At 68.8% G+C, this 25,568-nt stretch carries 27 protein-coding genes; 17 read left to right on the forward strand and 10 right to left on the reverse strand.

Translation table 11 applies throughout. The features are described 5' to 3' along the window. Positions 1-153 precede the first annotated feature (153 nt). Positions 154-582 (reverse strand): DUF4307 domain-containing protein, encoded by a 429-nt coding sequence (locus ACXJJ3_RS30795; protein ID WP_458165349.1) that lies wholly within the window; start codon positions 580-582, stop codon positions 154-156. A gap of 58 nt (positions 583-640) precedes the next feature. On the opposite strand from ACXJJ3_RS30795, the gene mca reads away from it, so the two are divergent. The 3 genes from mca (at position 641) to ACXJJ3_RS30810 (ending at position 2,982) form a co-directional block, all read left to right on the forward strand. Continuing rightward, positions 641-1,504 carry a mycothiol conjugate amidase Mca gene (gene mca / locus ACXJJ3_RS30800; protein WP_458165350.1) on the forward strand — a complete coding sequence of 288 codons (864 nt, stop codon included), beginning with the start codon at positions 641-643 and terminating at the stop codon, positions 1,502-1,504. A gap of 31 nt (positions 1,505-1,535) precedes the next feature. Next, positions 1,536-1,829, forward strand: coding sequence for a hypothetical protein (locus tag ACXJJ3_RS30805; RefSeq protein WP_458165351.1), 294 nt, complete (start codon positions 1,536-1,538; stop codon positions 1,827-1,829). Positions 1,830-2,013: 184 nt separating this feature from the next. Continuing rightward, the gene (locus tag ACXJJ3_RS30810; RefSeq protein WP_458165352.1) at positions 2,014-2,982 is read left to right on the forward strand and encodes a CopD family protein; all 969 of its coding nucleotides are present in this window, start codon (positions 2,014-2,016) and stop codon (positions 2,980-2,982) included. Between the two features lie 85 nt (positions 2,983-3,067). On the opposite strand, the gene ACXJJ3_RS30815 is transcribed toward ACXJJ3_RS30810, so the two are convergent. After that, positions 3,068-3,595 carry a nitroreductase family protein gene (locus ACXJJ3_RS30815; RefSeq protein ID WP_458165353.1) on the reverse strand — a complete coding sequence of 176 codons (528 nt, stop codon included), beginning with the start codon at positions 3,593-3,595 and terminating at the stop codon, positions 3,068-3,070. An 18-nt stretch (positions 3,596-3,613) separates the two neighbouring features. Here ACXJJ3_RS30815 and ACXJJ3_RS30820 point away from each other — a divergent pair, with 18 nt between their 5' ends. From ACXJJ3_RS30820 to ACXJJ3_RS30830, 3 genes are all read left to right on the forward strand, one after another. After that, on the forward strand, positions 3,614-4,696 hold the full coding sequence (locus tag ACXJJ3_RS30820) for a winged helix DNA-binding domain-containing protein (protein WP_458165354.1): 1,083 nt from the start codon (positions 3,614-3,616) through the stop codon (positions 4,694-4,696). Between the two features lie 9 nt (positions 4,697-4,705). Then, positions 4,706-6,682, forward strand: coding sequence for a thioredoxin domain-containing protein (locus ACXJJ3_RS30825; RefSeq protein ID WP_458165355.1), 1,977 nt, complete (start codon positions 4,706-4,708; stop codon positions 6,680-6,682). Positions 6,683-6,908: 226 nt separating this feature from the next. Further along, positions 6,909-8,999: a M4 family metallopeptidase gene (locus ACXJJ3_RS30830; RefSeq protein ID WP_458165356.1), complete on the forward strand. Its 2,091-nt coding sequence runs from the start codon at positions 6,909-6,911 to the stop codon at positions 8,997-8,999. Between the two features lie 105 nt (positions 9,000-9,104). Here the strand turns inward: ACXJJ3_RS30830 and ACXJJ3_RS30835 are convergent, their stop codons facing one another. Both ACXJJ3_RS30835 and trhA read right to left on the reverse strand, forming a co-directional pair. Then, positions 9,105-9,494 (reverse strand): hypothetical protein, encoded by a 390-nt coding sequence (locus ACXJJ3_RS30835; RefSeq protein WP_458165357.1) that lies wholly within the window; start codon positions 9,492-9,494, stop codon positions 9,105-9,107. A 200-nt stretch (positions 9,495-9,694) separates the two neighbouring features. Then, complete coding sequence (trhA, locus tag ACXJJ3_RS30840) at positions 9,695-10,390, reverse strand: PAQR family membrane homeostasis protein TrhA (protein ID WP_458165358.1); 696 nt, start codon at positions 10,388-10,390, stop codon at positions 9,695-9,697. 258 nt (positions 10,391-10,648) lie between these two features. On the opposite strand from trhA, the gene ACXJJ3_RS30845 reads away from it, so the two are divergent. Then, positions 10,649-11,428 carry an isoprenyl transferase gene (locus ACXJJ3_RS30845; RefSeq protein ID WP_458165359.1) on the forward strand — a complete coding sequence of 260 codons (780 nt, stop codon included), beginning with the start codon at positions 10,649-10,651 and terminating at the stop codon, positions 11,426-11,428. Here ACXJJ3_RS30845 and ACXJJ3_RS30850 read toward each other — a convergent pair. After that, entirely contained in the window at positions 11,425-11,652 is a 228-nt protein-coding gene (locus ACXJJ3_RS30850) for a hypothetical protein (RefSeq protein ID WP_458165360.1), read from the reverse strand. The genes ACXJJ3_RS30845 and ACXJJ3_RS30850 overlap by 4 nt on opposite strands. A 64-nt stretch (positions 11,653-11,716) precedes the next feature. On the opposite strand from ACXJJ3_RS30850, the gene ACXJJ3_RS30855 reads away from it, so the two are divergent. The 3 genes from ACXJJ3_RS30855 (at position 11,717) to ACXJJ3_RS30865 (ending at position 15,016) form a co-directional block, all read left to right on the forward strand. Continuing rightward, a complete protein-coding gene (locus ACXJJ3_RS30855) occupies positions 11,717-12,373 on the forward strand; it encodes a hypothetical protein (RefSeq protein ID WP_458165361.1) in 657 nt (218 codons plus the stop codon). 403 nt (positions 12,374-12,776) lie between these two features. Beyond that, on the forward strand, positions 12,777-14,108 hold the full coding sequence (locus ACXJJ3_RS30860; RefSeq protein ID WP_458165362.1) for a PhoH family protein: 1,332 nt from the start codon (positions 12,777-12,779) through the stop codon (positions 14,106-14,108). A 203-nt stretch (positions 14,109-14,311) separates the two neighbouring features. Continuing rightward, a complete protein-coding gene (locus tag ACXJJ3_RS30865) occupies positions 14,312-15,016 on the forward strand; it encodes an aggregation-promoting factor C-terminal-like domain-containing protein (RefSeq protein WP_458165363.1) in 705 nt (234 codons plus the stop codon). Here the strand turns inward: ACXJJ3_RS30865 and ACXJJ3_RS30870 are convergent, their stop codons facing one another. After that, the gene (locus ACXJJ3_RS30870; RefSeq protein WP_458165364.1) at positions 15,017-16,570 is read right to left on the reverse strand and encodes an alpha-L-fucosidase; all 1,554 of its coding nucleotides are present in this window, start codon (positions 16,568-16,570) and stop codon (positions 15,017-15,019) included. Between the two features lie 110 nt (positions 16,571-16,680). Here ACXJJ3_RS30870 and ACXJJ3_RS30875 point away from each other — a divergent pair, with 110 nt between their 5' ends. The 6 genes from ACXJJ3_RS30875 to ACXJJ3_RS30900 all read left to right on the forward strand — a co-directional run bounded on the left by ACXJJ3_RS30875 (position 16,681) and on the right by ACXJJ3_RS30900 (position 21,566). Then, entirely contained in the window at positions 16,681-17,877 is a 1,197-nt protein-coding gene (locus tag ACXJJ3_RS30875; RefSeq protein ID WP_458165365.1) for a sensor histidine kinase, read from the forward strand. After that, complete coding sequence (locus tag ACXJJ3_RS30880; RefSeq protein WP_458165366.1) at positions 17,870-18,520, forward strand: response regulator; 651 nt, start codon at positions 17,870-17,872, stop codon at positions 18,518-18,520. Before ACXJJ3_RS30875 ends, ACXJJ3_RS30880 begins: the two co-directional genes overlap by 8 nt. Continuing rightward, positions 18,520-19,161, forward strand: coding sequence for a spermine/spermidine synthase domain-containing protein (locus ACXJJ3_RS30885; protein ID WP_458165367.1), 642 nt, complete (start codon positions 18,520-18,522; stop codon positions 19,159-19,161). Before ACXJJ3_RS30880 ends, ACXJJ3_RS30885 begins: the two co-directional genes overlap by 1 nt. A 125-nt stretch (positions 19,162-19,286) precedes the next feature. Then, positions 19,287-20,690, forward strand: a complete 1,404-nt coding sequence (locus ACXJJ3_RS30890) for a class II fumarate hydratase (RefSeq protein WP_458165368.1) — start codon at positions 19,287-19,289, stop codon at positions 20,688-20,690. Further along, positions 20,687-21,352, forward strand: coding sequence for a DUF402 domain-containing protein (locus ACXJJ3_RS30895; protein ID WP_458165369.1), 666 nt, complete (start codon positions 20,687-20,689; stop codon positions 21,350-21,352). Before ACXJJ3_RS30890 ends, ACXJJ3_RS30895 begins: the two co-directional genes overlap by 4 nt. A 55-nt stretch (positions 21,353-21,407) precedes the next feature. Beyond that, the gene (locus tag ACXJJ3_RS30900) at positions 21,408-21,566 is read left to right on the forward strand and encodes a hypothetical protein (protein ID WP_458165370.1); all 159 of its coding nucleotides are present in this window, start codon (positions 21,408-21,410) and stop codon (positions 21,564-21,566) included. Between the two features lie 57 nt (positions 21,567-21,623). Here the strand turns inward: ACXJJ3_RS30900 and ACXJJ3_RS30905 are convergent, their stop codons facing one another. Continuing rightward, the gene (locus ACXJJ3_RS30905) at positions 21,624-23,288 is read right to left on the reverse strand and encodes a fumarate hydratase (protein ID WP_458165371.1); all 1,665 of its coding nucleotides are present in this window, start codon (positions 23,286-23,288) and stop codon (positions 21,624-21,626) included. 78 nt (positions 23,289-23,366) lie between these two features. Further along, positions 23,367-23,669, reverse strand: a complete 303-nt coding sequence (locus ACXJJ3_RS30910; protein ID WP_458165372.1) for a hypothetical protein — start codon at positions 23,667-23,669, stop codon at positions 23,367-23,369. A 93-nt stretch (positions 23,670-23,762) separates the two neighbouring features. Here ACXJJ3_RS30910 and ACXJJ3_RS30915 point away from each other — a divergent pair, with 93 nt between their 5' ends. Then, on the forward strand, positions 23,763-24,464 hold the full coding sequence (locus ACXJJ3_RS30915; RefSeq protein WP_458165373.1) for a DUF1707 SHOCT-like domain-containing protein: 702 nt from the start codon (positions 23,763-23,765) through the stop codon (positions 24,462-24,464). Between the two features lie 36 nt (positions 24,465-24,500). Here ACXJJ3_RS30915 and ACXJJ3_RS30920 read toward each other — a convergent pair whose 3' ends face one another. Both ACXJJ3_RS30920 and ACXJJ3_RS30925 read right to left on the reverse strand, forming a co-directional pair. Continuing rightward, the gene (locus tag ACXJJ3_RS30920) at positions 24,501-25,016 is read right to left on the reverse strand and encodes a hypothetical protein (RefSeq protein ID WP_458165374.1); all 516 of its coding nucleotides are present in this window, start codon (positions 25,014-25,016) and stop codon (positions 24,501-24,503) included. Further along, positions 25,016-25,495, reverse strand: a complete 480-nt coding sequence (locus ACXJJ3_RS30925; RefSeq protein WP_458165375.1) for a hypothetical protein — start codon at positions 25,493-25,495, stop codon at positions 25,016-25,018. Before ACXJJ3_RS30925 ends, ACXJJ3_RS30920 begins: the two co-directional genes overlap by 1 nt. Positions 25,496-25,568: the final 73 nt, after the last annotated feature.

Below are 25,568 nucleotides of genomic sequence, written 5' to 3' on the forward strand. Positions count from 1 at the left end.
GACGGCGACCAATCAAACGAGCGTAGCAAGAGACCGCAGATAACGCAGGGGTTCTGACGGGTCCCGAACGCTTGGAAAACGTTTGCTACCTCGGTTTTCTCCCACCGCGAACAGCCGCCGCCGGAAGTCCGTTGCCGCGGCAGCGGGTTTGGGTCAGCGCGGGCGGTGCTGGTCGGCCGTCGTGCAGCCGATCAGCACCACGGAGGTCGCCGAGCGCTGCGTTGTCAGCGTCACCGGCAGGGTCTGCTGACGGGCCGAACCGGCCGGCACCGTGACCGTCACCTCGCCGACGATCGAGAAGTCCGCGGCCTTCGCCTGCAGCCGGCAGCTCGCGTCGACCGACTTGCTCCGGTCCACCGTGATGGTCGCGGTCGCGCTGGTCGGCGAGGTGACCTTGAAGCCCTGCAGTTCGGAGTGGACCGACGGGTTCGACTGCACCCACGCGACCCAGACCAGCCAGACCAGCGCGACCAGCACGAGGACGCCCAGGACGCCGATCACCAGCGGTCGACGGGACCGTCCGGCGCGCCCGTACCGGGCGTTCAGGTCGGAGGTCGGGGTGGCTGCTGATGACTCGGTCACAGGTCGTCCAGGGGGTCGGTCGTGTGTTTTGCGTGCGGCTAGAGGACCATTGTGTCTTGTGAGTGGAGATCTTCGGTTGTTGCATGTACACGCCCACCCGGACGACGAGTCGAGCAAGGGAGCCGCATCGACCGCCCGGTACGTCGCCGAAGGCGTCGAGGTGCTGGTCGCCACCTGTACCGGAGGCGAGCGCGGATCGATCCTGAATCCGAAGATGGACCGCCCGGAGGTGCTGGCGAACATCACCGAGATCCGCCGCAAGGAGATGGACTCCGCGCGCGAGATCCTCGGCATCCGGCAGGAGTGGCTGGGCTGGGTGGACTCCGGGTTCCCGGAGGGCGACCCGCTGCCGCCGCTGCCGGAGGGCTGCTTCGGGGCGTTGAAGGTCGAGGACGCCGCCGCGCCGCTGGTGCAGCTGATCCGGCAGTTCCGGCCGCAGGTGGTCACGACGTACGACGAGAACGGCGGGTATCCGCACCCGGACCACGTGATGTGCCACCAGATCACGGTGGCGGCGTTCGAGGCGGCCGGGGACAAGGACGCGTACCCGGAGCTCGGCGAGCCGTGGCAGCCGCTGAAGCTGTACTACCACCACACGTTCCACTACGAGCGGATGAAGGCGCTGCACGACGCGATGGTCGAGCGCGGCCTGGAGTCGCCCTACGCCGAGCGGCTCAAGGACTGGAAGCCGGACCCGGAGAACGAGCGCCGGATCACCACCCGGGTCGAGTGCGCGCAGTACTTCGAGGTCCGGGACCGGGCGCTGCTCGCGCACGCCACCCAGATCGACCCGGACGGCTCGTGGTTCGCCGTACCGCTCGAGGTGCACCAGGCGGCCTGGCCGACCGAGGACTACGAGCTCGCGCGGAGCCTGGTCGAGTCGGAGCTGCCTGAGAACGACCTGTTCGCGGGGCTGCGCTGACGGGCGGCCCGGACAATGAGAGAATGGTGGCGTGACAGCGATGATCTCCCTTCAGACGGCCGAGATCGACCCCAACGTGGTGAAGCCGGGCTGGGTCGCGCTGCTGATCGTGCTGGCGCTCGGTGTCGTCACGTTTCTGCTGTGGCGCAGCATGGGCAAGCAGCTGAAGCGGATCGACGTGGACCGCGATGGTGCGGACGACCCAGCACCGTCCGCCGACCCAGCGAGTCCGGCCGGCTCGCCGTCCCTGGATGGCGCTGCAGCGCCGACGACTTCGGACCCGAAGAACCTGACGAAGACACCGAGTGACCACGCTCCGAAGTAAGTAGATCTCGGTCCGGTCACCGATTGCTGGGAGACCGGTCACGAGATGGTGTCGGACTGGGCTGCCCACCTCCGGCTGACCCTATAGTGAGCCGGGTGCTGACAGGTGCCCCCGACCACTCCCTCCGGTGACCGCGACCCGCGCCGCCCGGCATCGCATGCCTGGACGCCTGGTCGTGGGTGGGGTGGGTGCTGTTCTCGTCGCCTCGGTGGCGCTCGTGCTCGCGCTCTTCCTGACGGACAGCCAGCCGCGGAACTCCGGCGGCATCGGCGGGCCGAGCGAGTTCGTGTCCTGGCTGCAGCCGGTACTCCGGCTGATCTCGACGCTCGCGACGGTCGGTTGCGCGGGCGCCCTGCTCGCGGCCGTCGTACTGCTGCGGATCGACGGCGGACCGCTCGGCGTCCAGGGCCGGCGCGCGGTCCGGGACGCGAGCAACGCGGCGCTGATCTGGGCGGTCTGCGCGTTCGTGGGCGCGGTCGGGACCGCCGCGCTGCTGCTCAACACCCCGGTCCGGCTGCTGCGGCTCCGGCTCGACGACGCGCTCGGCGTACCCGAGGTGAAGTCGCTGCTGATCACGGGCATCCTCGTCCTCGCGCTCGCGATCGGCATCCGCCGCGTCCAGACGTCGTCGGCCGCGCTCTTCGGCGTCCTGGTCGCGGTCGCCGCGCTCGTCCCGACCGCCGTCACGGCGTACCCGAGGAACGAGTCGTACGTCGTCCTCGCCGGCGCCGCCCTGGTACTCCACGTGATCGCCGCGACCACCTGGATCGGCGGCCTCGCGGGCCTCGTCCGGTACGGCCGGGCCAGCCGCAGCGGCCTACCGATCGTGATGGAACGCTACGGCCAGGTCGCCGTCATCTCTGCGGTCGCGGTCGTCCTCAGCGGCCTCATCAGCGCCGCCGGCCGCCTCGCCGCGAGGGGCGGCGGCTGGGGCTCGGTCCTCGACGAACTCACCCACGACGCGTACGGCGCCCTCCTGATCGCGAAGCTCGTCGCGTTCGTCCTGCTCGTCGTACTCGCCGCCGTCCACCGCTCGCGCGCCACCGGCGACCTCCTCGACTCCCGCCACGCCTTCTGGCGAATCGTCGCCACCGAACTCCTGGTGATGGCTCTCACCCTCGGCCTGGCCGTCGCCCTCTCCCAGACGGCCTGACCTCGGACTGCTTTGGCGGTCGGGGTCGGCTGGGAAACTATTGTCCGCCAGAGCGACTTTTCTTTCCCAGAACCCGAGCTGCGCGCTAGTCCCAGGGGGCCGTTCGGAGGTCCGCTGTGGTGCGGCGGGTGCGGTCTGCGGGGCGGTCCTCGGCTGGGTGGCCGATGGCGATCATCGAGACGACGTGCCAGCCGGGGCCAGGGTTGAGGTCGGTGGTGATGGCTTCGAGGTCGAAGGCGCGGAACTGGCGGCAGGCGAGACCCATCGCGTGGGCCTGCAGGGTGAGGTGGGCGACGGACTGGCCGAGGTCGTAGTCGGCGAAGTCCGAGTAGGCCCAGTCGGTGTCCTCGATGTAGCGGTGCGCCATCGTGACGATCAGCAGCGAGGCGGTCGGTGCCCAGCGGGCGGAGCTGCGGGCGAGGTGGCGGACGATCCGTTTGTGGTCGGGCTCGTCGCGGCGTGCCACGAAGTACGCCCAGGGCTGGGAGTTGCCGGCTGACGGCGCCCAGCGGGCCGCTTCGAGGAGGAGGTCGACGTCGTCCTCGGTGACGGTGCGGGTCGGGTCGAACAACAGCGGGCTGAAGCGGCTCGCGAGCAGCGGGTGGACGGGCATGTTCCTATTGAACATGTGATGCGTGTACTCACCCGCCGGGCGCTCAACCGCGCGACTCTCGACCGCCAACTGCTGTTGCGCCGCTCGGAGTCGTCGGTCGTCGACGCGGTACGGCGACTCGTCGGCCTACAAGCGCAGACCCCGCACACCTGGTACGTCGGTCTGTGGTCCCGGCTGGCGGAGTTCGTACCGGAGCAAGCCGCCGACCTGCTCGTCGACCGTACGCTGATCCGGATCGCGCTGATGCGCTCGACGATCCACCTCGTCACCCCGGACGACGCCCGGGCGCTGCGACCACTGATCCAGCCGGTGCTCGACCGCGACCTCTACCGCAACCAGATCCACGGCAAGCCGATCGCGGGCATCGACATGGCGCGGCTGGTGGCCGACGGCATCGAGCTGCTGGCCCCGAAACCCCTGACCAACAAGGAACTCGGCGCCCTGCTCGCCGAACGCTGGCCCGACCGCGCACCGGCGTCCCTGGTGTACGCGATCCGCAACCAGGTGCCGCTCGTCCAGGTCCCGCCGCGCGGCGTCTGGGGCCGGAGCGGACCGATCGCGCACACCACCGTCGACGCCTGGCTCGGCCCGGCCGCTCCGTCGGCCACGTCGCTCGAGTGGATGATCCAGAGCTACCTGGAGGCGTTCGGCCCGGCGAGCGTGAAGGACGTGCAGGTGTGGTCCGGTCTCACCAAGCTGCGCGAGGTCGTCGAGCGGATGAGCCTGCAGGTCTTCCAGGACGAGCACGGCCAGACGGTGTACGACGTACCCGATGCCGTCCACCCCGATCCGGAAATCCCGGCGCCCCCCAGGTTCCTGTACGACTTCGACAACCTGCTGCTCTCGTACGCCGATCGCACCCGCGTGATCACCGACGACCACGGCCGCCAGGGGTACCGCACGCAGCGTCCCGCGCCGCAGATCCTGCTCGTCGACGGCTTCACCGCGGGCGACTGGACGGTCGGCCGGACCGCCGACGAGGCGACGCTCACGATCCGGACGTACCGGCCGTTGACCGATGCGGACGCCGTACGCGCGGAAGCCGAGGCGCTGCTGGCGTTCCTGCATCCGGACGCCGGGAGCCGCAAGGTCCTCGTCTAGCGTTGGGGTATGGCGAACGAGCTCGGGCGATCGACCAGTCCGTACCTGCGGCAGCACGCGGGGAACCCGGTGGAATGGCGGGAGTGGTCCGAGCAGGCGTTCGCCGAGGCGCGGGAGCGCGACGTACCGGTGTTCCTGTCGGTCGGGTACTCCGCGTGTCACTGGTGTCATGTGATGGCGCACGAGTCGTTCGAGGATCCCGCGACGGCGGCGTACCTGAGTGAGCACTTCGTGAGCGTGAAGGTGGATCGCGAGGAGCGGCCGGACGTCGACGCGATCTACATGGCGGCGACCGTCGCGATGACCGGGCAGGGCGGGTGGCCGATGTCGGTGTTCCTGACGCCGAGCGGCGAGCCGTTCTTCTGCGGGACGTACTTCCCGAAGCAGGCCCGCGGCGGGATGGCGTCGTTCGGGCAGGTGCTGGAGGCAATCACCGACGCATGGATGCACCGGCGCGAGCAGCTCGACGGGATCGGGAAGCGGGTCGTCGAGCAGCTCGGGGCGCAGCAGCCGGCCGATGCGGGGGTCTTCGACCTGGAGCGTGCGGTCGAGTTGCTGAAGGTGGACTTCGATCCGGTGGCCGGCGGATTCGGGCGGGCGCCGAAGTTCCCGCCGTCGATGGTGCTGGACTTCCTGCTCCGGCATCACCGGCGGACCGGCGACGAGGACGCGCTGGCGATGGTCGCGCAGACGTGTGCGCGGATGGCGCGCGGCGGGATGTACGACCAGCTGGCCGGCGGGTTCGCGCGGTACTCCGTCGACGGGCAATGGGTGGTGCCGCACTTCGAGAAGATGCTGTACGACAACGCGTTGCTGCTGGACGTGTACTCGCACTGGTGGACGATCTCGCGGGACCCGCTGGCGCGGCGGATCGCCGAGGAGACGGCGGACTTCCTGCTGGCGGAGCTGCGGACGCCGGAGGGCGGGTTCGCGTCGGCGCTGGACGCGGACACGGAGGGGGAAGAGGGCAAGTACTACGTCTGGACGCCCGCCGAACTGCGCTCCGTGTTGCCGGACGACGATGCCGCGTGGGTCGTCGCGTTGTGCGAGGTGACGGGGACGTTCGAGCACGGTACGTCGGTCCTGCAGCTGCGGGAGGATCCGTCCGATGCGGATCGGTGGGCCCGGATCCGTGCGGAGTTGCTGCGGGCGCGGGGCGAGCGGGTCTACCCGGGGCGGGACGACAAGGTGGTGGCCGCGTGGAACGGGTTGGCGATCACGGCGCTGACCCGTGCGGGGGTGGTGTTGGAGAGGCCCGAGTACGTCGAGGCGGCGGTCGGGGCGGCGCGGTTGGTGCGGGACGTGCATCTGGACGGGGCGCGGTTGTACCGGACGTCGCGGGACGGGGTGCGGGGCTGCGCGGACGGCGTACTCGAGGATTATGCGGCGTACGCGCAGGCGTGTTTGACGTTGCTGGGGGCGACGGGGGAGGCCGAGTGGTTCGAGATCGCGGAGGGGTTGCTCGGGCGGGTACTGGCGGAGTTTGTTGCTGATGGCACCTACTTTGACACCGCGGGGGATGCGGAGCGGCTGATCTGGCGGCCGCAGGATGCGACCGACAACGCGACGCCTTCCGGGGTGAGCCTGACCGCCGAGGCGCTGACCACGCTCGCGAGCCTCACCGGTACAGACCACTACGAGCGGGCCGCCCAGCAGGCCCTGGATGCCTCAGCAGCCATCGCCGCCCGAGCTCCCCGCTTCGCCGGCCGCGCCCTCGCGGTCGCCGAAACCGTCGCGGCGGGCCCCTTGGAAATCGCCATCGTCACGCCACCCGCCGACGCCGGTGAGCTTGTGCGGGTTGCTTTTGGCAACTCTCCGTGGGGGACGGCGATTGCTTCCGGGGCGCCGGGGATCGGGGTGCCTTTGATGGACGGGCGCGGGCTCGTCGGAGGTGGGCCGGCGGCGTACGTCTGTCGGAAATTCACGTGTGAACTTCCGGTGACGTTGCCGGAAGACCTTCGGAAAGCGTTGCGTCCTCTGCACTGAGAGGTCTCTCAGGTGCGGGTTTTCCCTGTGGTTTCGGTGGAATCCCTTGACTCACGGCGACCGGGCGGCAACAGTCGGTCCTCAGTCGGATGTAACAGAACTCGCATGTACCGACACAAAGTGTCACAAATGAGGCAGTGGCACTGTTGCGTCAGCATCCGGCGCGTCCCCAACTGAATTCGGTCGCTGCGCCCAAACAGCGACCACACCGTGAGGAGATGTTGTCTTGAAACGACTGACATCAGCAGGGGCGGTGGCGATTGTCGCGGCGGCGGGTCTGGCCACTGGCGTGACAGGGTTCACCGCTTCGACAGCGGGTGCCGCCGACCGGTCGGTTCCGCTCCCGGCGTCCGGCTTCAACCAGCCGGCAGCCGTCAAGGCCGAACAGGCGCTGACCGCGCAGACGGCCGCCGCCCTCGGGCTCGGCTCCGGCGAGCAGCTCCAGGTCCGCGACGTCGTGAAGGACCCGGACGGTACGGAGTACGTCCGCTACGACCGGACGTTCAACGGCCTGAAGGTCGTCGGTGGCGACCTGATCGTGAAGCGCAAGGGCGAGGCGATCGGCCAGGTCACCTACAACCGCGGTGCCAAGGCCGTCGAGGTCTCCACCAAGCCGACTCTGTCCCAGTCGGCCGCGCTCACCAAGGGTGCCCAGTCCTCGAAGTTCAAGGCCAAGACCAGCAAGGGTCAGCTGATCGTCTTCGTGACGCCGGCCAAGCCCGTGCTCGCGTACGACGTCGTGACGACCGGCGTGAAGCCCGACCAGACCCCGTCGGTGCTGCACACGTACGTCGACGCCAACTCCGGCAAGGTGCTGGCGCAGAACGACGAGATCAAGGAAGGCACCGGCAACTCGATGTACGCCGGCAAGGTCACGATCGGTACGTCGGGCTCGTCCGGCAACTTCTCGATGACCGACCCGACCCGCGGTGGCAACTACACCACCGACCTCAAGGGCGCGACGTCCGGGAACGGCACCACGTTCACCGACGCCGACGACACCTGGGGCAGCGGTGCCGCCTCGGACCGGGCGACCGCCGCGGTGGACGCGCACTACGGTGCCCAGCTGACCTGGGACTACTACAAGAACGTCCACGGCCGCAACGGCATCTTCAACAACGGCCAGGGCGCCCGCAGCCGCGTGCACTACGGCAACGCGTACGTGAACGCGTTCTGGGACGGCACCCAGATGACGTACGGCGACGGGATCAGCAACACGCACCCGCTGACCGCGATCGACGTGGCCGGTCACGAGATGAGCCACGGTGTCACCGAGGCGTCCGCGAACCTGAACTACTCCGGTGACGCGGGCGGCCTGAACGAGGCGACGTCGGACATCTTCGGCACCATGGTCGAGTGGTACGCGAACAACGCGAGCGACCCGGGTGACTACCTGATCGGCGAGAAGATCAACATCAACGGCGACGGTACGCCGCTGCGCTACATGGACAAGCCGTCGAAGGACGGGGCCAGCAAGGACTGCTGGACGACCAGCACCGGTGGCCTGGACCCGCACTACTCGTCCGGCCCGCTGAACCACTGGTTCTACCTGGCCTCCGAGGGCACCGGCAGCAAGACCATCAACGGCGTCACCTACAACAGCACGGCCTGCAACGGTACGACGTTCGCCGGTGTCGGCCGCGACGTCGCCGCCAAGGTCTGGTACCGGACGCTGACCACCAAGCTGAGCTCGGGCAGCACCTACAAGGACGCGCGGGAAGGCGCGATCAACTCCGCGAAGGAGCTGTACGGCGCGGATTCCGCGCAGTGCAAGGGCATCGAGGCCGCGTTCGGTGGCATCTCGGTCCCGGCCGGCTCCGCCGCCTGCGGTGGTGGCACCACGCCGCCCCCGACCGGCGACAACCTGCTGAAGAACCCGGGCTTCGAGTCCGGCGCGGTGGACTGGACCGGCACCGCCGGCCCGGTCACGGACAACACCGGCCGCCCGGCGCGCACCGGTAGCTGGAAGCTGTGGCTGCAGGGCAACGGCCGCGCGACCACCGAGAGCGTCGGCCAGTCGGTCGCGATCCCGGCGTCGGCGACCGCCGCCAGCCTGTCGTTCTGGATCCGCATCGACACCGCGGAGACCACCACGACGACGGCGTACGACACCGCGAAGGTCCAGGTCGTCGACGGCTCGACGACGAGCACGCTGGCGACGTACTCGAACCTGAACAAGAACACGTCGTACGTGCAGAAGACGCTGAACCTGACGGCGTACAAGGGCAAGACCGTGACGATCAAGTTCGTCGGCCAGGAGGACTCCTCGGCGCAGACCAGCTTCGTCGTCGACGACACCTCGCTGACCGTCAGCTGAGAACGTCCGGGGCGCGCGCAGCCTCCGCCCAAGGCCGCGCGCGCCCCGGATTCCCTTCTTCACAAGGTGGTTCCGGTTGCGTCGACTCCGCCCCCGTCGACGCGGCTAGAGCTTCGTGCAGAGTTTTCCCGGTGGGATGGCGGCTTCGGTGAGCAGTTTGCCCACCGGGGCCGCCAGTACCTTGAGCTGCGGGTCCTCGAGCCGCGCGGTCTTCCCGTTCGCGGTCACGGACACGATCATGTCGTCCGGGTGCTTGGTGCTCGGCTTGGTCGCCACCAGGCTCGCCCAGTCGACCTTCTCGACGGCCGCGCTGATGGTGGCCAGCAGGGCCGGGTTCAGCTTGCACCGGATCGTCTGCTTGCCGCGCGCGCTCACGGTCGCGACACCGTCGGTCCCGATCTGCACCTTGTCATCGAAACCGGCGAACCCGCCGGTCCGGGCCACCGTGACCGGCAGGCCGGCGCCGACGGGGGCTGACTGAGTCACAGTCGGCATGGTGGGTGGTGGGGTAGTGCCCGGCGTACCGCTGGATCCTGACTCGCTGCCGCATCCGGTCAGCACGAGTCCGGCGACGGCCGTGCACGTGGCCACTGCTGCGTATCTCCTCAGGTTCCTCACGCACTAGGGATACACGCTGGGGTGCGGTTCGTTGCAGCTGTGACGGTACTGAAATGTACTGAACTGTACTGAAATGTTCAGCCGACGCGGTACGTCGCGATGCTGACCGCGATGTAGTGGCAGACGAACGCGGCCACGGTGAACGCGTGGAAGATCTCGTGGAAGCCGAACCAGCGGGGTGACGGGTTGGGCCGCTTGGTGCCGTAGACGACCGCGCCGAGCGAGTACAGACCGCCACCGACCGCGATCAGCGTGACGACGGCCGCGCCGCCGGTGTGGTAGATGTCGCCCATCCAGAAGATCGCGACCCAGCCCAGCGCGAGATAGATCGGCGTGTAGATCCAGCGCGGGGCGCTCAGCCAGAAGATCCGGAACAGGATGCCGGCCAGCGCGCCGCCCCAGACCAGGCCGAGCATCAGCACGCGGTCCTTGCCGTGCAGCAGGACCATGCCGAGCGGGGTGTAGGTGCCGGCGATCAGCAGGAAGATGTTGCTGTGGTCGAGCCGGCGCAGGATCGCCTCGCCGGTTGGGCCCCAGTAGAACCGGTGGTACAGCGCCGAGATGCCGAACAGCAGCATCGCGCCGACGGTGTAGACCGCGGCCGCCCAGCGGGCGTTGGCGTGCGGCGCCAGGCAGATCAGCACGATGCCGGCGGCGGTGGCGAACGGGAACGTGCCGGCGTGCAGCCATCCGCGGAGCTTGGGCTTCAGCGGGCCGAGTCGACCGGACAGCTTGTGACCGACTTCCTCGGGCTGGGCGCTGGTAGCGGTCATCGCCGTCCTTTCGAGGGGTTCCGGGCGGGTATACCTACGCCACCGTAACCTACGCAACCGTAGGTTCAATGGTCCAGAAGGATGAAATGTAGGCGACGTCACCCGGACGACGCGACACCTCCGCGTGTTCGATGCACGAACTTCCAGGAAAGTTCGACCTTGCTGACAGCTTGCTGTGAGGCACTCCAGGGCCTCTCGCACCGGGGCGAATCTGGGCTAGCCTCAAGGCGAGAAGTCATTGAGGAGAGCACCCTGCCCATGCGGACACCTGGCAAGCAGAAGCTGCGCGACGCGGTCTACGGACTGTACGAACGCCGGCTCACCCGATCGCTGTCGCCGGACCGGATCCCGCGGCACATCGGCGTCATCATCGACGGCAACCGGCGCTGGGCCCGGCAGGGAGGCGACCCGGTGTCGCGCGGTCACGAGGCCGGGGCCAACAAGATCTCGGAGTTCCTGTACTGGTGCGACGAGGTCGGCGTGAAGGTGGTCACGGTGTGGATGCTGTCCACCGACAACCTGACCCGCCCGGCCGACGAACTGGAGCCGCTGCTGCGGATCATCGAGCAGGCCGTCGAGGAGCTGACCGCGATCAGCCGCTGGCGGATCCACCCGGTCGGCGCCCTCGACCTGCTGCCGGGCAGTACGGCGGAGGCGCTGAAGGCGGCCGAGACCGCGACCCAGGACGTCGACGGCATGCTGGTGAACGTCGCGGTCGGGTACGGCGGCCGCCGCGAGCTCGCCGACGCGGTCCGTTCGCTGCTCCTCGAGGAGGCGGCGAAGGGGATATCGATCGAGGAACTGGCCGACCGGGTCGACGTCGAGCACATCGCCCGGCACCTGTACACGAAGGGCCAGCCGGACCCGGATCTGGTGATCCGGACGTCGGGGGAGCAGCGCCTCGGCGGCTTCCTGCTCTGGCAGAGCGCGCTGAGCGAGTTCTACTTCTGCGAGGCGCTCTGGCCGGACTTCCGGCACGTCGACTTCCTGCGGGCGATCCGCAGCTACGCCCAGCGCCAGCGCCGTTTCGGCACCTAGGGCGGTGCCGTCCCGCGACCGCACCGCCTGCACGTCGTCCGGCGCCGCAGGTAGTACGCGTACGTCGCCACGCCGAGCGCCGCACCCCAGACCGTCCACAGGATGCCCGGCGCGTTGACCGCCCAGTTGTCGCCGTCGAGCGGCAGTTGGGCGTTCATCAGCCCGGCCGGGATCAGTACGACGGCCACGACCGACGCCGGGACGATCGCCAGCAGCGGCGGCACCCGACGGCCGGGCGCGGAACCAGATCCAGCGCGGGTACACCTCGCCCCAGCGGTGCACGAGCCCGTGGGTCAGGACGCTGCCGGCGAGTCCCATCGCGGCCAGACCGAGACCCATCTCGAGCATCCCGGGTGTGTCGGCCATCATCCGGTGGAACTCCGCGGTGATCCCGACCGGCCAGCCGACGTACCAGGCGATCCGGGTGAACTCGTACGGCAGGTTCGCCAGGACCGCGACGGCGACCGCCCACTTGCCCCAACGCAGGGCGGCGTCCGGGCGGGTCCACGCCTGCTCGACGGCGCCGCGGCCGCACGATACGCACACGCCACGGCTGCGCCGGTCGTACGCCAGCGCGGTCGCCGCCCAGAGCACTCCACCGACGAACAGGATGATCAGGTTCACGCGGCGCCAGTACAGAATGTCACCGACGCCACCCTGCGCTCCTGGCACGCCGGTGAACGCAAACACAACCAGGGCGGGCGCCAGCGCGACAACGGCGATCAGTGTGTAGTCAGGAATCACCAGGGCCAGCCCCACGGCGAGTACTGCGGCTACCGCCTGCAGGAGCCGCTCGCGGGGCGGGATACGCGTCATCACGAGTGCCAGCACCGCACCGGCCAGGCCGATCGTCGCCATCACCGGCGCGACCACGTGGTACGACGTACCCTCCAGGATCGAGCCCGTGGCGCGGTCGTCCGGTACTGGCGCAAACGGGAAGCCTGAGCCGCCCAAGGACCAGTACACGGGATCACCCAGCGGAGTGAAGCGACTCCCTCGGGTGGGGGGAAGCCGTAACGCCGTGTTAACCCCGTGGCCGGGCGTGTCGGGCTGCGCAGTTTGCGGGAGGCTCCTACGCTGGCAGAGACGGTCGGAGGGGAAGCCGGCTGTCACGGGAGGCCCGATCAGTTTGAGAATCTCGTTCCAGCCGGTTGCCCCATGAGGGGCCGAACGGAGTCCCCGAGACCTGTGGTTTCGGTGGTCTCGAACTCACTGATCGCCGTTGCCGCTCACGCGGCGGCGCGGACGGGGCCAACACCGGGCCCCGAGGGCGGCACCCGACCCATCACCTAACCACTGGCGGGCCGGGGCGAGGGTGTACGTCACGGCCTAGAAGAGGACGTGCGACATGGCCATCCACGCCAAGGCGTCAAGTACCTCATCCACACCGGACCAGCGCACCTTCGTGCTGGACACCTCGGTGCTGCTGTCCGACCCGCACGCGATGCTGCGGTTCGACGAGCACGAGGTGGTCGTCCCGGTGGTCGTTGTCACCGAATTGGAGGCCAAACGGCATCACCCGGAACTCGGCTACTTCGCCCGCACCGCGCTGCGACTGCTCGACGAGCTCCGGATCCTGCACGGACGTCTGGACGCACCCCTGCCAGTGGGGGAGAAAGGCGGAACACTCCGGGTCGAACTGAACCACACCGACCCGGAGACACTCCCGGCCGGGTTCCGGCTCGGCGACAACGACAGCCGGATCCTGGCCGTGGCCTGCAACTTCATGGCCGAGGGCAAGGACGTCACGCTGGTCTCGAAGGACCTGCCGATGCGGGTCAAGGCGTCGGCGTGCGGCCTGCAGGCCGAGGAGTACCGGGCCGAGCTGACCCTGGAGTCCGGCTGGACCGGGATGGCCGAGCTCGAGGTCGGCACCCAGGTCGTGGACGACCTGTACGAGATCGGCGCGGTCGAGCTGCCGGAGGCCGGGGAGTTCCCGACCCACACCGGGCTGGTGCTGCTGTCCGACCGGGGCAGCGCGCTCGGCCGGGTGATGCCGGACAAACGGGTCCGGCTGGTCCGCGGCGACCGCGAGGCGTTCGGGATCCGCGGCCGGTCCGCCGAACAGCGGGTCGCGCTCGACCTGCTGCTGGACCCCGACGTCGGGATCATCTCGCTCGGCGGCCGCGCCGGTACCGGCAAGTCCGCGCTCGCGCTGTGCGCCGGCCTGGAGTCGGTGATGGAGCGCCGCCAGCACAAGAAAGTGGTCGTCTTCCGGCCGCTGTTCGCGGTCGGCGGCCAGGAGCTCGGGTACCTGCCGGGCAGCGAGTCCGAGAAGATGCAGCCGTGGGCGCAGGCGGTGTACGACACGCTGGGCGCGCTCACCAGCAGTGACGTGATCGACGAGGTCATCGACCGCGGCATGCTCGAGGTGCTGCCGCTGACGCACATCCGCGGCCGGTCGCTGCACGACGCGTTCGTGATCGTCGACGAGGCGCAGTCGCTGGAGCGGAACGTGCTGCTCACGGTGCTGTCCCGGGTCGGCGCGAACTCGCGGGTCGTGCTCACCCACGACGTCGCCCAGCGGGACAACCTGCGGGTCGGGCGGCACGACGGTGTGGTCGCGGTGGTGGAGCAGCTGAAGGGGCACCCGTTGTTCGCGCACGTCACGCTGACCCGCTCGGAGCGGTCGCCGATCGCCGCGCTGGTCACCGAGATGCTGGACGACCTGCAGCTGTGACCGGGGCGGTGGGGCGGGGAAGGTATCTGTAAGGAGCGTCGCTGTCATTGGCTCATAACTATCTGTAAAGCGAAGGTAAGAACGGTGCGGTCGCCACGCGGCGGCCGCACCGTTCGTCCGTGACCTGCTTGTGATCACGGACGGTTTACGCCAGAGTATGTTCTCGTTGCAGCCGACGGGGGTCGGGTTTCTCGGAAGGACAGATGAAAGCGAAGCGCTCCGTCGCGGTTCTTGCAGTCACCGGAATCGCCGTGGTCTCCGTTGTCGCCGGTGTCGACCTCTTCAGCTCTCCTGGGAGCAGCAGTGCGTCGGAGCAGGCGTCTGGGCGGGCCGAGATGGCCGTCATCAACAGTGGCAAGGTGCTGGCCAGCGACGACAAGCCGTCCACCTCACCGGGCTCCAACGCCTCCGATGCAGCCGCCGACGCGGTCCGGATGCGGAACCAGGTCGAGGCGATCGCCCAGCAGCAGGTCGCCCTGCAGAATGCCGCCGACCTCAAGATGGCCGGCAAGAATGCCGCGCTGAAGCGGTACGAGGCGCTGGCCCGGGCCGCCCGTTCCTCCAGCGAGGAGCGCGCCAGCCGGGACGCCGAGCGGAAGAAGTACGAGGGCACGCCGAAGGAGGTTGCGATGAACCTCCTCCCCGACCACGGCTGGAGCCAGGGCCAGTTCAGCTGCCTGGAGAAGCTCTGGAACAAGGAGTCCCGCTGGAAGGTCGGCGCGGCGAACCCGACGTCCTCGGCGTACGGCATCCCGCAGGCGCTCCCCGGCAAGCGGATGGCGGCGTACGGCTCCGACTGGCGGACCAACCCGGTCACCCAGATCAAGTGGGGCCTGGACTACATCGAAGCGACGTACGGCTCCCCGTGCAGCGCCTGGGGCCACTCGCAGGCCAAGAACTGGTACTGATCACCCGATCCTGAAGACGGGGGCGTAGCTCCCGTCTCCGGCGGCCTTGAGCACCTTGCCGCCTGTCAGCGTGACCGGTCCCGCCCCGACACGCCGGGCGGCTCCGGTCAGTACGACGTCCTTGAGGACGATGTCGCCCTTCGGCCGGCCCAGGACGATGGCGTACACCGTCGTACCCTTCTGCGTGAACACGACCTGGTCGCCGGCCGCCGTACGGGCCGAGGAGCGCGTCCAGGGGCGTGTACCGTCCAGGGCCTCCCGGTTGACCTTCAGCCACGCGCCGATGTCCGTGAGGCGGCTCAGCTGCTCCGGGATGATCTCACCGGCGCCACCGCTCGGCCCGACGTTCAGCAGCAAGGCCCCGTTGTTGGCTGCGCCCTTGGCGAGCGCCGCGATCAGATCAGTCGACTTGGCGTAGTCCTGGTCTGTCTCTGCGCGGTTGTACCCGAACGAGCCGCCGATGCCACGGTCCTGCTGCCAGTACTTGTCCTGGATCGTGTCGAAGTCGGCGTACTCCGGTGTCCGGAAGTCACTGTGTTTCGCCGGCTTCTGCGTGTTGACGCCCTCCGCAACGCCCGGCAGCTTGAACAGGCCCTTCATCAACTGGTCGAACCCCCAACGCATCGGTTTCGGGCTCATCAGCTGCCGCCCGAACGACGCCGTACTCCAGCGGTCGTCGACGACGCCGTCCGGCACGGTGTTGTAGTAGTCGGCCAGCAGCGCGTAGAGGCGTTTCGAGCCGGTCGGCCAGGCGATGTCGTTCCAGAGGATGTCCGGCTTGTACCGGGCGATCAGCTCGCGCACCTGCGCCGTGGCGTACGCGCGGTAGTCCTCGCCGTAGTGCAGGAACGCGTAGTCGCCCAGCGTCTTCACCGTCTTGCGCTGGAAAGTCCAGTCGACGCCGCCGGAGTAGTACACGCCGAACTTGAGGCCCTGCTTGCGTACGGCGGCGGCCAGCTCGCCCATCAGGTCCCGCTGCGCATGGAAGTCCGGGGCCTGCGGGTTACGCACCTGCGTCGGCCAGAGCGAGTAGCCGTCGGCGTACTTCGCCGTCACCACGATGTACGACGCCCCGGCCGCCTTGAACTGCGCCGCCCACCGGTTCGGGTCCCACCGCTTCAGCCCCGCGTCGAACGCCTTGGTGAAGTCGCTGTACGGCGCCGTGCCGTAGTGCTCGCGGTGGTACCTCCCGGTCGGCGAGTCCGGGTCCTTCATGGCGTTCGCGTAGTCCTCGGCGTACGGGTTGTGCGTCATCGCGTGCCCGTACTGCGTCTCGAGCAGCCGGCTGAACGTCGTACCCTTCGGGGCGAAGCCCGGGACCGAGTAGAGTCCCCAGTGGATCATGATGCCGAACTTGGCATCCTGGAACCACGCGGGGAGCGGGTGCTTGTTCAGCGACTCCACGGTGGCCTGGTAAGGCCCGCTGGTGGTCATGGTGGCCTTGCGGTTGTCCTGCCACGTCCAGACCGCGGAACAGCCGACGTAGACCAGTACCAGCGCGACGAGTACGGCCAGTACCCGCAGATCGCGGTGGATGCTCTTGGCAAGGATCATGCTGTTCAGTCTGGCCGGATCCTGATCGCGGCGGCACCGCCAGCGGTTCATCGGTTCGCCAACTTTCGGTGGAGCCGGGTCTGCACCGGAAGTCGCGCTACCGTCGTGCGGTGGACACGGGGTTCCTTGCCGCGCTGATCGCGCCCGGCTCGCGGGCCGCGCCGGGGTACGGGCGGTTGACGCCGCGGGACCGCGTCGTGGACGTCGCGTGTGTGCTGATCGCGTTCCTCCTCGGCCTGATCGCGGTCGGCGGCCTGCAGCCGCGGCCACGGATCGGTCCGCTGCCGCACTGGCTGGATCTGTCGCTGTGCGTCGCAGCGGCGTTCTCGCTGCTGCTCAGGCGGCGTTGGCCGACCGGGCTGGCCGCGGTGATGATCGTCGCGTCGACACTGCTGCCGGTGGCGGGCGCGGCGGCTGGGCTGGCGCTTTTCAACGTCGCCGTACACCGGCGTCCTGCGGTCAGCCTCACGCTCGCAGTTACGTCGATGTTGTCCGGGATGCTGCAGTTCTGGCTCTACCCGGTCGCTGACCTCCCGTACGCGTACTGGATCGCCGTGAGCCTCACTGGGCTGGCCTGTCTGGTGCTGGTGGGCTGGGGGATCGTCGTACGCACCAGGAGACAGCTGTTGGCGTCTCTGACCGACCGTGCGGTGCGGGCGGAGGCGGAGCAGCAGTTGCGTGTGGAGCAAGGGCAACGGCTGGAACGTGAGCGGATTGCTCGGGAGATGCATGACGCGCTCGGGCATCGGCTGTCGTTGCTGAGCATGCACGCGGGCTCACTGGAATTCCGTCCCGACATGCCGGCTGCTGAGCTGTCACGTGCCGCGGGAGTAACACGCGCCAGCGCGCGGGACTGCGTGGAGGACCTGCGGGAGATCGTCGGCGTACTGCGTTCTCAGCACACTGCTGACGGGCCGGGGCGGCTGGATGAGCTTGTGGCCGAGTCCGAGGCTGCCGGTATGCAGATCGACCTGGTGACCGCTGTGGATCTGGACGCGGTACCGGACGCCATTGGGCGGCACGCGTACCGCATGGTGCAGGAAGGGCTGACGAACGCTCGTAAACACGCACCACACCAGGCCGTCCGGGTGACGTTGGCGGGTGAGCCCGGGCAAGGGCTGTCCGTGGAAGTCGTGAATCGGCTGGGGCCTGGTGCGGCCGGTCCTGGGTCGCGGGTCGGGCTGATCGGTCTGGCGGAGCGGGCGTCGTTGGCCGGTGGGCGGCTGGAGTACGGGACCACGGCGGACGGGGACTTCCGGCTGGCGGCCTGGCTGCCGTGGGTGGCCTACGATGACGGACGTGAGTGAACCGGTCCGGCTGCTGTTGGTCGACGACGACCCGTTGGTCCGGGCAGGGCTGACCAGCATGCTCTCGGGCGCGCCGGAGCTGCTCCTGGTGGGCGAAGCGGCCGACGGGCAGCAGGCTGTGCGCGCAGTGCGTGAGCTGCGGCCGGACGTCGTACTGATGGACGTCGGGATGCCGGTGATGGACGGGATCGCTGCCACGGAAGCGATTCGGGAGCAGGCTGCGGTCCTCATGCTGACCACCTTCGGGTCGGACACGGACCTGCTGCGGGCTTTGCGTGCGGGAGCGTCCGGTTATCTGCTGAAGGACGCTACGCCGCCAGAAATCATCACGGCGGTCGTAAAGGTCGCAGCGGGGGAGTCCGTGCTGTCACCGCAGTCCACACGCCAGCTGATGGACCACGTGGGCGCAACAGACCAGGAAGACCGCCGTACGACGGCACTCGACGCATTGGAGCAGCTGACCGAGCGGGAGCGGGACGTCGTACTGGCTGTGGCCGAGGGCAAGAGTAACGCGGAAGTTGCTGCTGGGCTGGCGCTCGGCGTTGCCACGGTCAAGACGCACCTCACGAGCGCACTGGCCAAGCTGCACCTCACGAGCCGCGTCCAGCTCGCCCTGCTGGCGCACGATGCCGGGATGGTCTGATGGAGCTGGCACGGGCCCTCAGCGAGCGTGGAGAGCTGGTACTGCGCCGCCGTGACGACGGGGCGCTCGAGCTGCGCGTCAACGGTGTGTTCGTGATGGACGACCAGGAGACGTCCAGCGAGGAGCTGTTGGCGTCGGCGGCGCTGGCGACCGTACGGCACCCGGACCGCGTCCTCGTGGGTGGACTCGGCCTCGGGTACACGGTCCGCGCGCTGCTGTCCGACGACCGGCTCGGCGAGGTGGTGGTCGCAGAGATCGAGCCGGAGCTGGTGGCCTGGATGCGGACCGGTCTGGTGCCGTCCGTGCTCGACGACCCGCGCGTCGCGGTGGTCGTCGGGGACGTCCGGACCGTGGTCGCCGATCTCCCCGACGCGTCCGTCGACGCGATCCTGCTGGACGTCGACAACGGCCCGGACTTCCTTGTCTACAACGAGAACTCGGCCATCTACACGTCCGCCTTCCTGACCACCTGCCACGCCAAGCTCCGCACCGGCGGCGTCCTCACGGTGTGGTCCTCGTCGGCATCGCCCGCCCTGGAATCGGCCGTCGAGGCGATCTTCGGCGCCTGCGACGTACAGCCCGTCCCGGTCGAACTCCAGGGCCGCGACGAGCTGTACTACGTCTATCAGGGCAGCACGTAGTCGAACGTCACGCGCGCACCGCTCTCGTCCGTCGTCGCGCCGTGCATCCGTACTCCTCCTGTGGTGTTGTCCACAGCTTGTCTATCAGGGCGTTCCGACAGGTCCGATCGACGTACTCTGCAGGTATGGGAGTTGACGACGCAGAGTTCAGGATCGAGCACGACACGATGGGCGAGGTCAAGGTGCCTCGGGATGCGCTGTGGCGGGCACAGACGCAGCGCGCGGTGGAGAACTTCCCGATCTCGGGACGACCACTCGCGCCGGCGCTGGTGCACGCCCTGGCGCAGATCAAAGCCTCGGCCGCGGTCGTGAACGCGTCGCTCGGCGTGCTCGACGCGGACCGGTCGGCCGCGATCGTCGGCGCCGCGGACCAGGTGGCCGCGGGGGAGTTCGACGCCGAGTTCCCGATCGACGTCTTCCAGACCGGCTCCGGTACGTCGACGAACATGAACGTCAACGAGGTGCTGGCCACGCTCGCCACCCGCGCGCTCGGCGCCGACGTCCACCCGAACGATCATGTCAACGCGTCCCAGTCGAGCAACGACACGTTCCCGTCCGCGATCCACGTCGCGGCCACCGCGGGCGTCGTGCAGGAGCTGCTGCCGGCGTTGGAACATCTCGCGGATTCCCTTGCCCGTAAGGGATCCGAGTTCGCCGAGGTGGTGAAGTCCGGGCGGACGCACCTGATGGACGCGACACCGGTGACCCTCGGCCAGGAGTTCGCCGGGTATGCCCAGCAGATCCGGCGCGGCGCGTCCCGGGTCCGCGCGACGCTGCCGCGGGTCGCCGAGCTCCCACTGGGCGGTACGGCGGTCGGCACCGGCATCAACACGCCGCCCGGATTCGCCGCCGCGGTGATCACCGAGCTGAACAAGCGCACCGGGCTCGAGCTGTCCGAGGCCGAGGACCACTTCGAGGCGCAGGGCGCCCGCGACGGCCTGGTCGAGCTGTCCGGGCAGCTGAAGACGGTCGCCGTCAGCCTGACGAAGATCTGCAACGACCTGCGCTGGATGGGATCCGGCCCGCGCGCCGGGCTCGGCGAGATCGCGCTGCCGGACCTGCAGCCGGGGTCGAGCATCATGCCCGGCAAGGTGAACCCGGTGATCTGCGAGGCCACGCTGATGGTCGCCGCGCAGGTGATCGGCAACGACACCACGATCACCGTAGCCGGTGCCGGCGGCAACTTCGAGCTGAACGTGATGCTGCCGGTGATCGCGCGCAACCTGCTCGAGTCGATCACGCTGCTGGCGAACAGTTCCAGGCTGCTCGCCGACCGCTGCGTCGACGGCATCACCGCGAACGTTGGTCACGCCCGCGAACTGGCCGAGTCGTCACCGTCGATCGTCACCCCGCTGAACCGCTACATCGGGTACGAAAACGCCGCCGCGGTCGCCAAGAGCGCCCTGAAACAAGGGAAAACGATCCGCGAGGTCGTGATCGAGAACGGTCACGTCGCGAACGGCGACCTCACCGAGGAGCAGCTGGACGCGGCCCTCGACGTCTTGTCGATGACCCGGCCCGGCTCGTGACGCCGTACTGGGAGCCGGGGACCACGATCGAATGGGTGTACGAGGGCAGCGGCCGGCACGCCGACCTGCCGAACGTGCGGCCGATGACGGTCGTGCGCGACGACGCCGACGGGCTGGTAGCCTGGCTCGCGCCCGGTACGCCGCTGCTGAAACCGGTGCTGGTGGACGGCCGGGAGACGCGGCACGCCGGGCCGATCGGGATGTTCGTCGAGGACCGGGTGCTCAAGCTCGACGTCTGGCACGGCACCGGGATCCTCAAGGCGTCCCCGGCCGGGAAGCCGTGGTCGGTCTGGTACTTCTGGGGCGAGGACGGGGCGTTCCACGGGTGGTACGTGAACCTGGAGCGGGAACACGTCCGCGATCCGGCGGGACGGCGTACCAGCACCGTCGACCACGTGCTCGACCTGTGGATCAACCCGGACCGCAGCATCGAGTGGAAGGACGAGGACGAGCTGGAGGGGGCGGTCACCGCGGGGCGGTTCACGCCTGCGGAGGCGGAGCGGATCGTGGCGGACGCGCGGGCGGCGATCCGGGACGTGGAGGCGTGGGTGGAGCCGTTCTCCGAGGACTGGCAGACCTGGGTCGCGCCGACGGCGTGGCGGGTGCCGGCTGCGCCGACCACGCACCAGCCGGCGTTGATCGCGGAGGAGCTGCACAGCTGACAACGGGTCGGTCACGAGCGGTTGCAACTGGAGCGTGCGGGACTAGCTTGGAGGTATGTACACCATCGAGCTGCAGGCCGAGGAGCTTCAGATGCTGCGCTCGGCCCTTGGGTGCTACCTCCAAGCCTTGGGTCACAACGAGGCAGACCTCGTCCGCGCCGCCAAGGCCCTCCTCCTCAAACTCCCCGAAGAAATCGAAACCAAAGCCGGTTGAGTTCTCAGCTACGGGGCGGACCGTCAACGCGACCGGCTGAAGCCCCAGCCCTGCCGTTCAGCTTCTCGGACGGACCGTCAGTGGGACGGGCTTCTTGGTGTCTGTGAAGAAGTCGTTCCCTTTGTCGTCCACCACGATGAAGGCCGGGAAGTCCTCGACCTGGATCTTCCAGATCGCCTCCATCCCGAGCTCCGGGTACTCGAGCACGTCGACCGACTTGATGCAGTCCTGCGCCAGCCGTGCCGCCGGCCCGCCGATCGACCCCAGGTAGAACCCGCCGTGCTCCTTGCACGCCGCCGTCACCTTCGCCGACCGATTGCCCTTGGCAAGCATCACGAACGACCCACCCGCCGCCTGGAACTGGTCGACGTACGCGTCCATCCGCCCCGCCGTCGTCGGCCCGAACGACCCCGACGCGTACCCCTCCGGCGTCTTCGCGGGCCCCGCGTAGTACACCGCGTGGTCCCGCAGGTACGACGGCATCTCCTCGCCCGCGTCCAGCCGCTCCTTGATCTTGGCGTGCGCGATGTCCCGCGCCACCACCAGCGGCCCGGTCAGCGACAGCCGGGTCTTCACCGGCAGCTTGGACAGCTCCGCGCGGATCTCGCTCATCGGCCGGTTCAGGTCGATCCGGACGACGTCCGACGCGTCGTCGAGGTGCTCGTCGGTGGTGTCCGGCAGGAACCGCGCCGGCTCCTTCTCCAACTGCTCCAGGAACACCCCCTCCGGCGTGATCTTCGCCAGTGCCTGCCGGTCCGCCGAGCAGGACACCGCGATCGCGACCGGGCAGGACGCGCCGTGCCGCGGCAGCCGGATCACCCGCACGTCGTGGCAGAAGTACTTCCCGCCGAACTGCGCCCCGATCCCGAACTGCTGGGTGAGCTTGAAGACCTCCTCCTCCAGCTCCACGTCCCGGAACCCGTGCCCGACCGGCGACCCGGTCGTCGGCAGCGTGTCGAGGTAGTGCGCGGAGGCGTACTTCGCGGTCTTCAGCGCGTATTCGGCCGACGTACCGCCGACCACGATCGCGAGGTGGTACGGCGGGCAGGCCGCGGTCCCGAGCGAGCGGATCTTCTCGTCCAGGAACTCCATCATCCGCGACGGGTTCAGCACCGCCTTGGTCTCCTGGTACAGAAACGACTTGTTCGCGGAGCCGCCGCCCTTGGCCATGAACAGGAACTTGTACGCCGGGTCGCCGTGCTGCGGGGTCGAGTACAGCTCGATCTGCGCCGGGAGGTTCGAGCCGGTGTTCTTCTCGTCCCACATGGTCAGCGGGGCCATCTGCGAGTAGCGCAGGTTCAGCTTGGTGTACGCGTCGTACACGCCGCGGCTGATCCACTCCTCGTCGACCGCGCCGGTCAGCACGCCCTCGGACTTCTTGCCCATCACGATCGCGGTCCCGGTGTCCTGGCACATCGGGAGCACACCGCCCGCGGAGATGTTCGCGTTCTTCAGCAGGTCGAGCGCGACGAACCGGTCGTTCCCGGAGGCCTCCGGGTCGTCGATGATGCGCCGCAGCTGCTCGAGGTGCGCGGTCCGCAGGTAGTGCGAGATGTCGTGCATCGCCTCCGCGGTCAACTGCCGCAGCACGTCCGGCTGCACCTGCAGAAAGGTCCGGTCGCCGGTGGTGAACGTGCTGACACCCTCGGTCGTCAGCAGCCGGTACTCCGTCTCGTCAGCACCCAACGGCAACAGATCGGAGTAGTTGAAGTCCGCAGACACCGAGATACCTCCACACAAACTGGACTGGACGGCCCCAAGCCTAGTTCTCGGCACCCGCCCAGGACGGCCGCCCCCGTGTTACTTCACCAACACCCGCCGGGCGCGCGCCAGCTCCAGCCCCAGTGACAACCGGTTCCACGCCAGCTGCCACCGTTCGCGCTGCCGGCCTGGGCGCGGCGGGACCACGTCGCGCAGGGCGAAGGACAGCCCGGTGATGACCAGCTGCCCGGCGACGAACAACACCCCACCAGGGATGGCCGGTGCCTGGTGTCCTGTGATCTGTGCGATGAGCACGAGGGCGATCCCGGCGACCATGGCCGGGAATGCGACCAGGTAGGCGACGGCCAGTCGGCCTGCGTTCGGTACTCCACCCCAGTTCATGGCGGACAGTATGCGGGTCAGGGGACGGTTCAGGGGTTAATCGGGGAGGCAACGGGTCTGCGGGTGCGGGTGGGGCCGCGTATGGTTTTCAGCGTGGCTCAGGATGACGTTCCCCAGGAGAACCGACCGCAGGACGCGGTGCCGGCGCAGGTCGATCCGGCGTTGCTGCGGCGGGTGTCGGACCTCGAGCGGGAGGAGGTCGCCGACGTACTGCGCGATGCGGCCGGCGAGGGGCGCTTGTCGTACTCCGAGCTCGAGGAGCGGCTGGCGACCCTGTACGGCTCCAAGACGTACGGCGAACTCGTCGAGCTGACCGTGGACCTCCCCAACGGCCCCCGCGCGCCCGGTGCGTCCGCGGCGCAAGGTGTGCCCGCCACGAGCCCGCAGTACAGCGGCGCGATGGTGGAGACCGGGCCGGTGGTGAACGTGTTCATGTCCGAGACCAAGCGGACGGGCAGCTGGCTGGTCCCGCAGCGCCAGGAGATCAACGCGGTCCTCGGCGACGTGACGCTGGACTACACCGAGGCGCAGATCCCGTTCGACGAGATCCAGATCGACGTGAAGTCGATCCTCGCCGACGTGAAGATCCGCGTCCCGCAGAACGCGATCGTCCTCCTGGACAGCAACCCCATCCTCGGCTCCGTCTCCGAACAGGAAGCCGGCCTCAAGGCGGTCCCCGACCCGAACGCCCAGCCGACAACCCCCAAACGCTTCCACATCCGCGGCACCGCCATCCTCGGCGAAATCAAAATCAAACGAGGCCCCCGCCTCAGCAAACGCCTCGGCCTCACCTAGCCCCCGCCGCCTCGAGCAGCCCAAGCAGCCAGTACCTCAGCAGGCCCGTCGCCGATCACGCTCCTCACCCGCCTGCCGGTGCTCGACGAGCAGGGTGCCCAGCCAGTGGCGGAACTGGGGGAGATTGCGGATGTTCTGCTGGCGCAGGCGGATGTTCTTCGTGGACAGGTCCTGTCGGATGACCAGGAACGTTTGATCGAACGGTGGACCGCTGACGACTCCGAGACCGCTGATCGCGCTCCAGGGCAGGAATCTCCGCCGTCCGTGCCGGATCCCGTCGCGATCGACCACCACCACGGGCCGCCGCGCGACCAGACGGTAGATCACGATGCCGATCACCAGCGCACAGACCGGCGCGAGGAAAAGCGCATCGACCAGGCCAGGTGCAGGCGCCCCGCCGAGGAGTAAAGACCCCAGCACCACCACAGCCGGCAGTATCTGGAACAGAAACATCAGCAGCGTCGACCGCCGCCGCAGCGGAAACACCACCCGCCCGCTACGGCGCCACTCCGCGTCCCAGACCTCCGCCGAGGCGTCACCCAGGTCCCGCATCAATCCACCTGCTCTTCCTGCCGCTGCTGTGCCAGCAATTCCTCCAACCACGTCCGAAAGCTCTCAACGTCGTTGACGTGCTGGCGGGTGATGACGAAGTCCTTGGCCCAGACGTTCTTCGGGTGGACGGGCAGCTGGCGCGCCGGCCCGCGGAGCAGCCCGACGGAGCCCACGTCCCTCCAGAGGATGGAGCGGCGCCCGCAGTGCAGGCCGTTGTGGTCGACGACGAGGTACGGGCGTTGGGTAACGGCGGTCCACACGATGAAGCCGACGATTCCGGCGTACGCCGCGATCGCCAGGTAGCCGAAGTACCGCCAGCCGGGCCGGGTGAGCATGTCCGGCAGGTGCAGCAGCATGTTGCCGGAGAGCGCCAGGTACAGCAGACACGGCAGCAGCAACCACCGGCGCCGAGCGGCGAACTCGACGCGCCGGTCCCGGTGCCAGGCCACCATCCAGGCCTCGGGCAGGCGTTCGCCCATCACCGTCATGTTCCCCCCAGGCGGTCGTCCGGCGCGGATGCGATGGCTCAGACTGACAGCATGCACCGCATGC

The organism is Kribbella sp. WER1 (assembly GCF_054189145.1).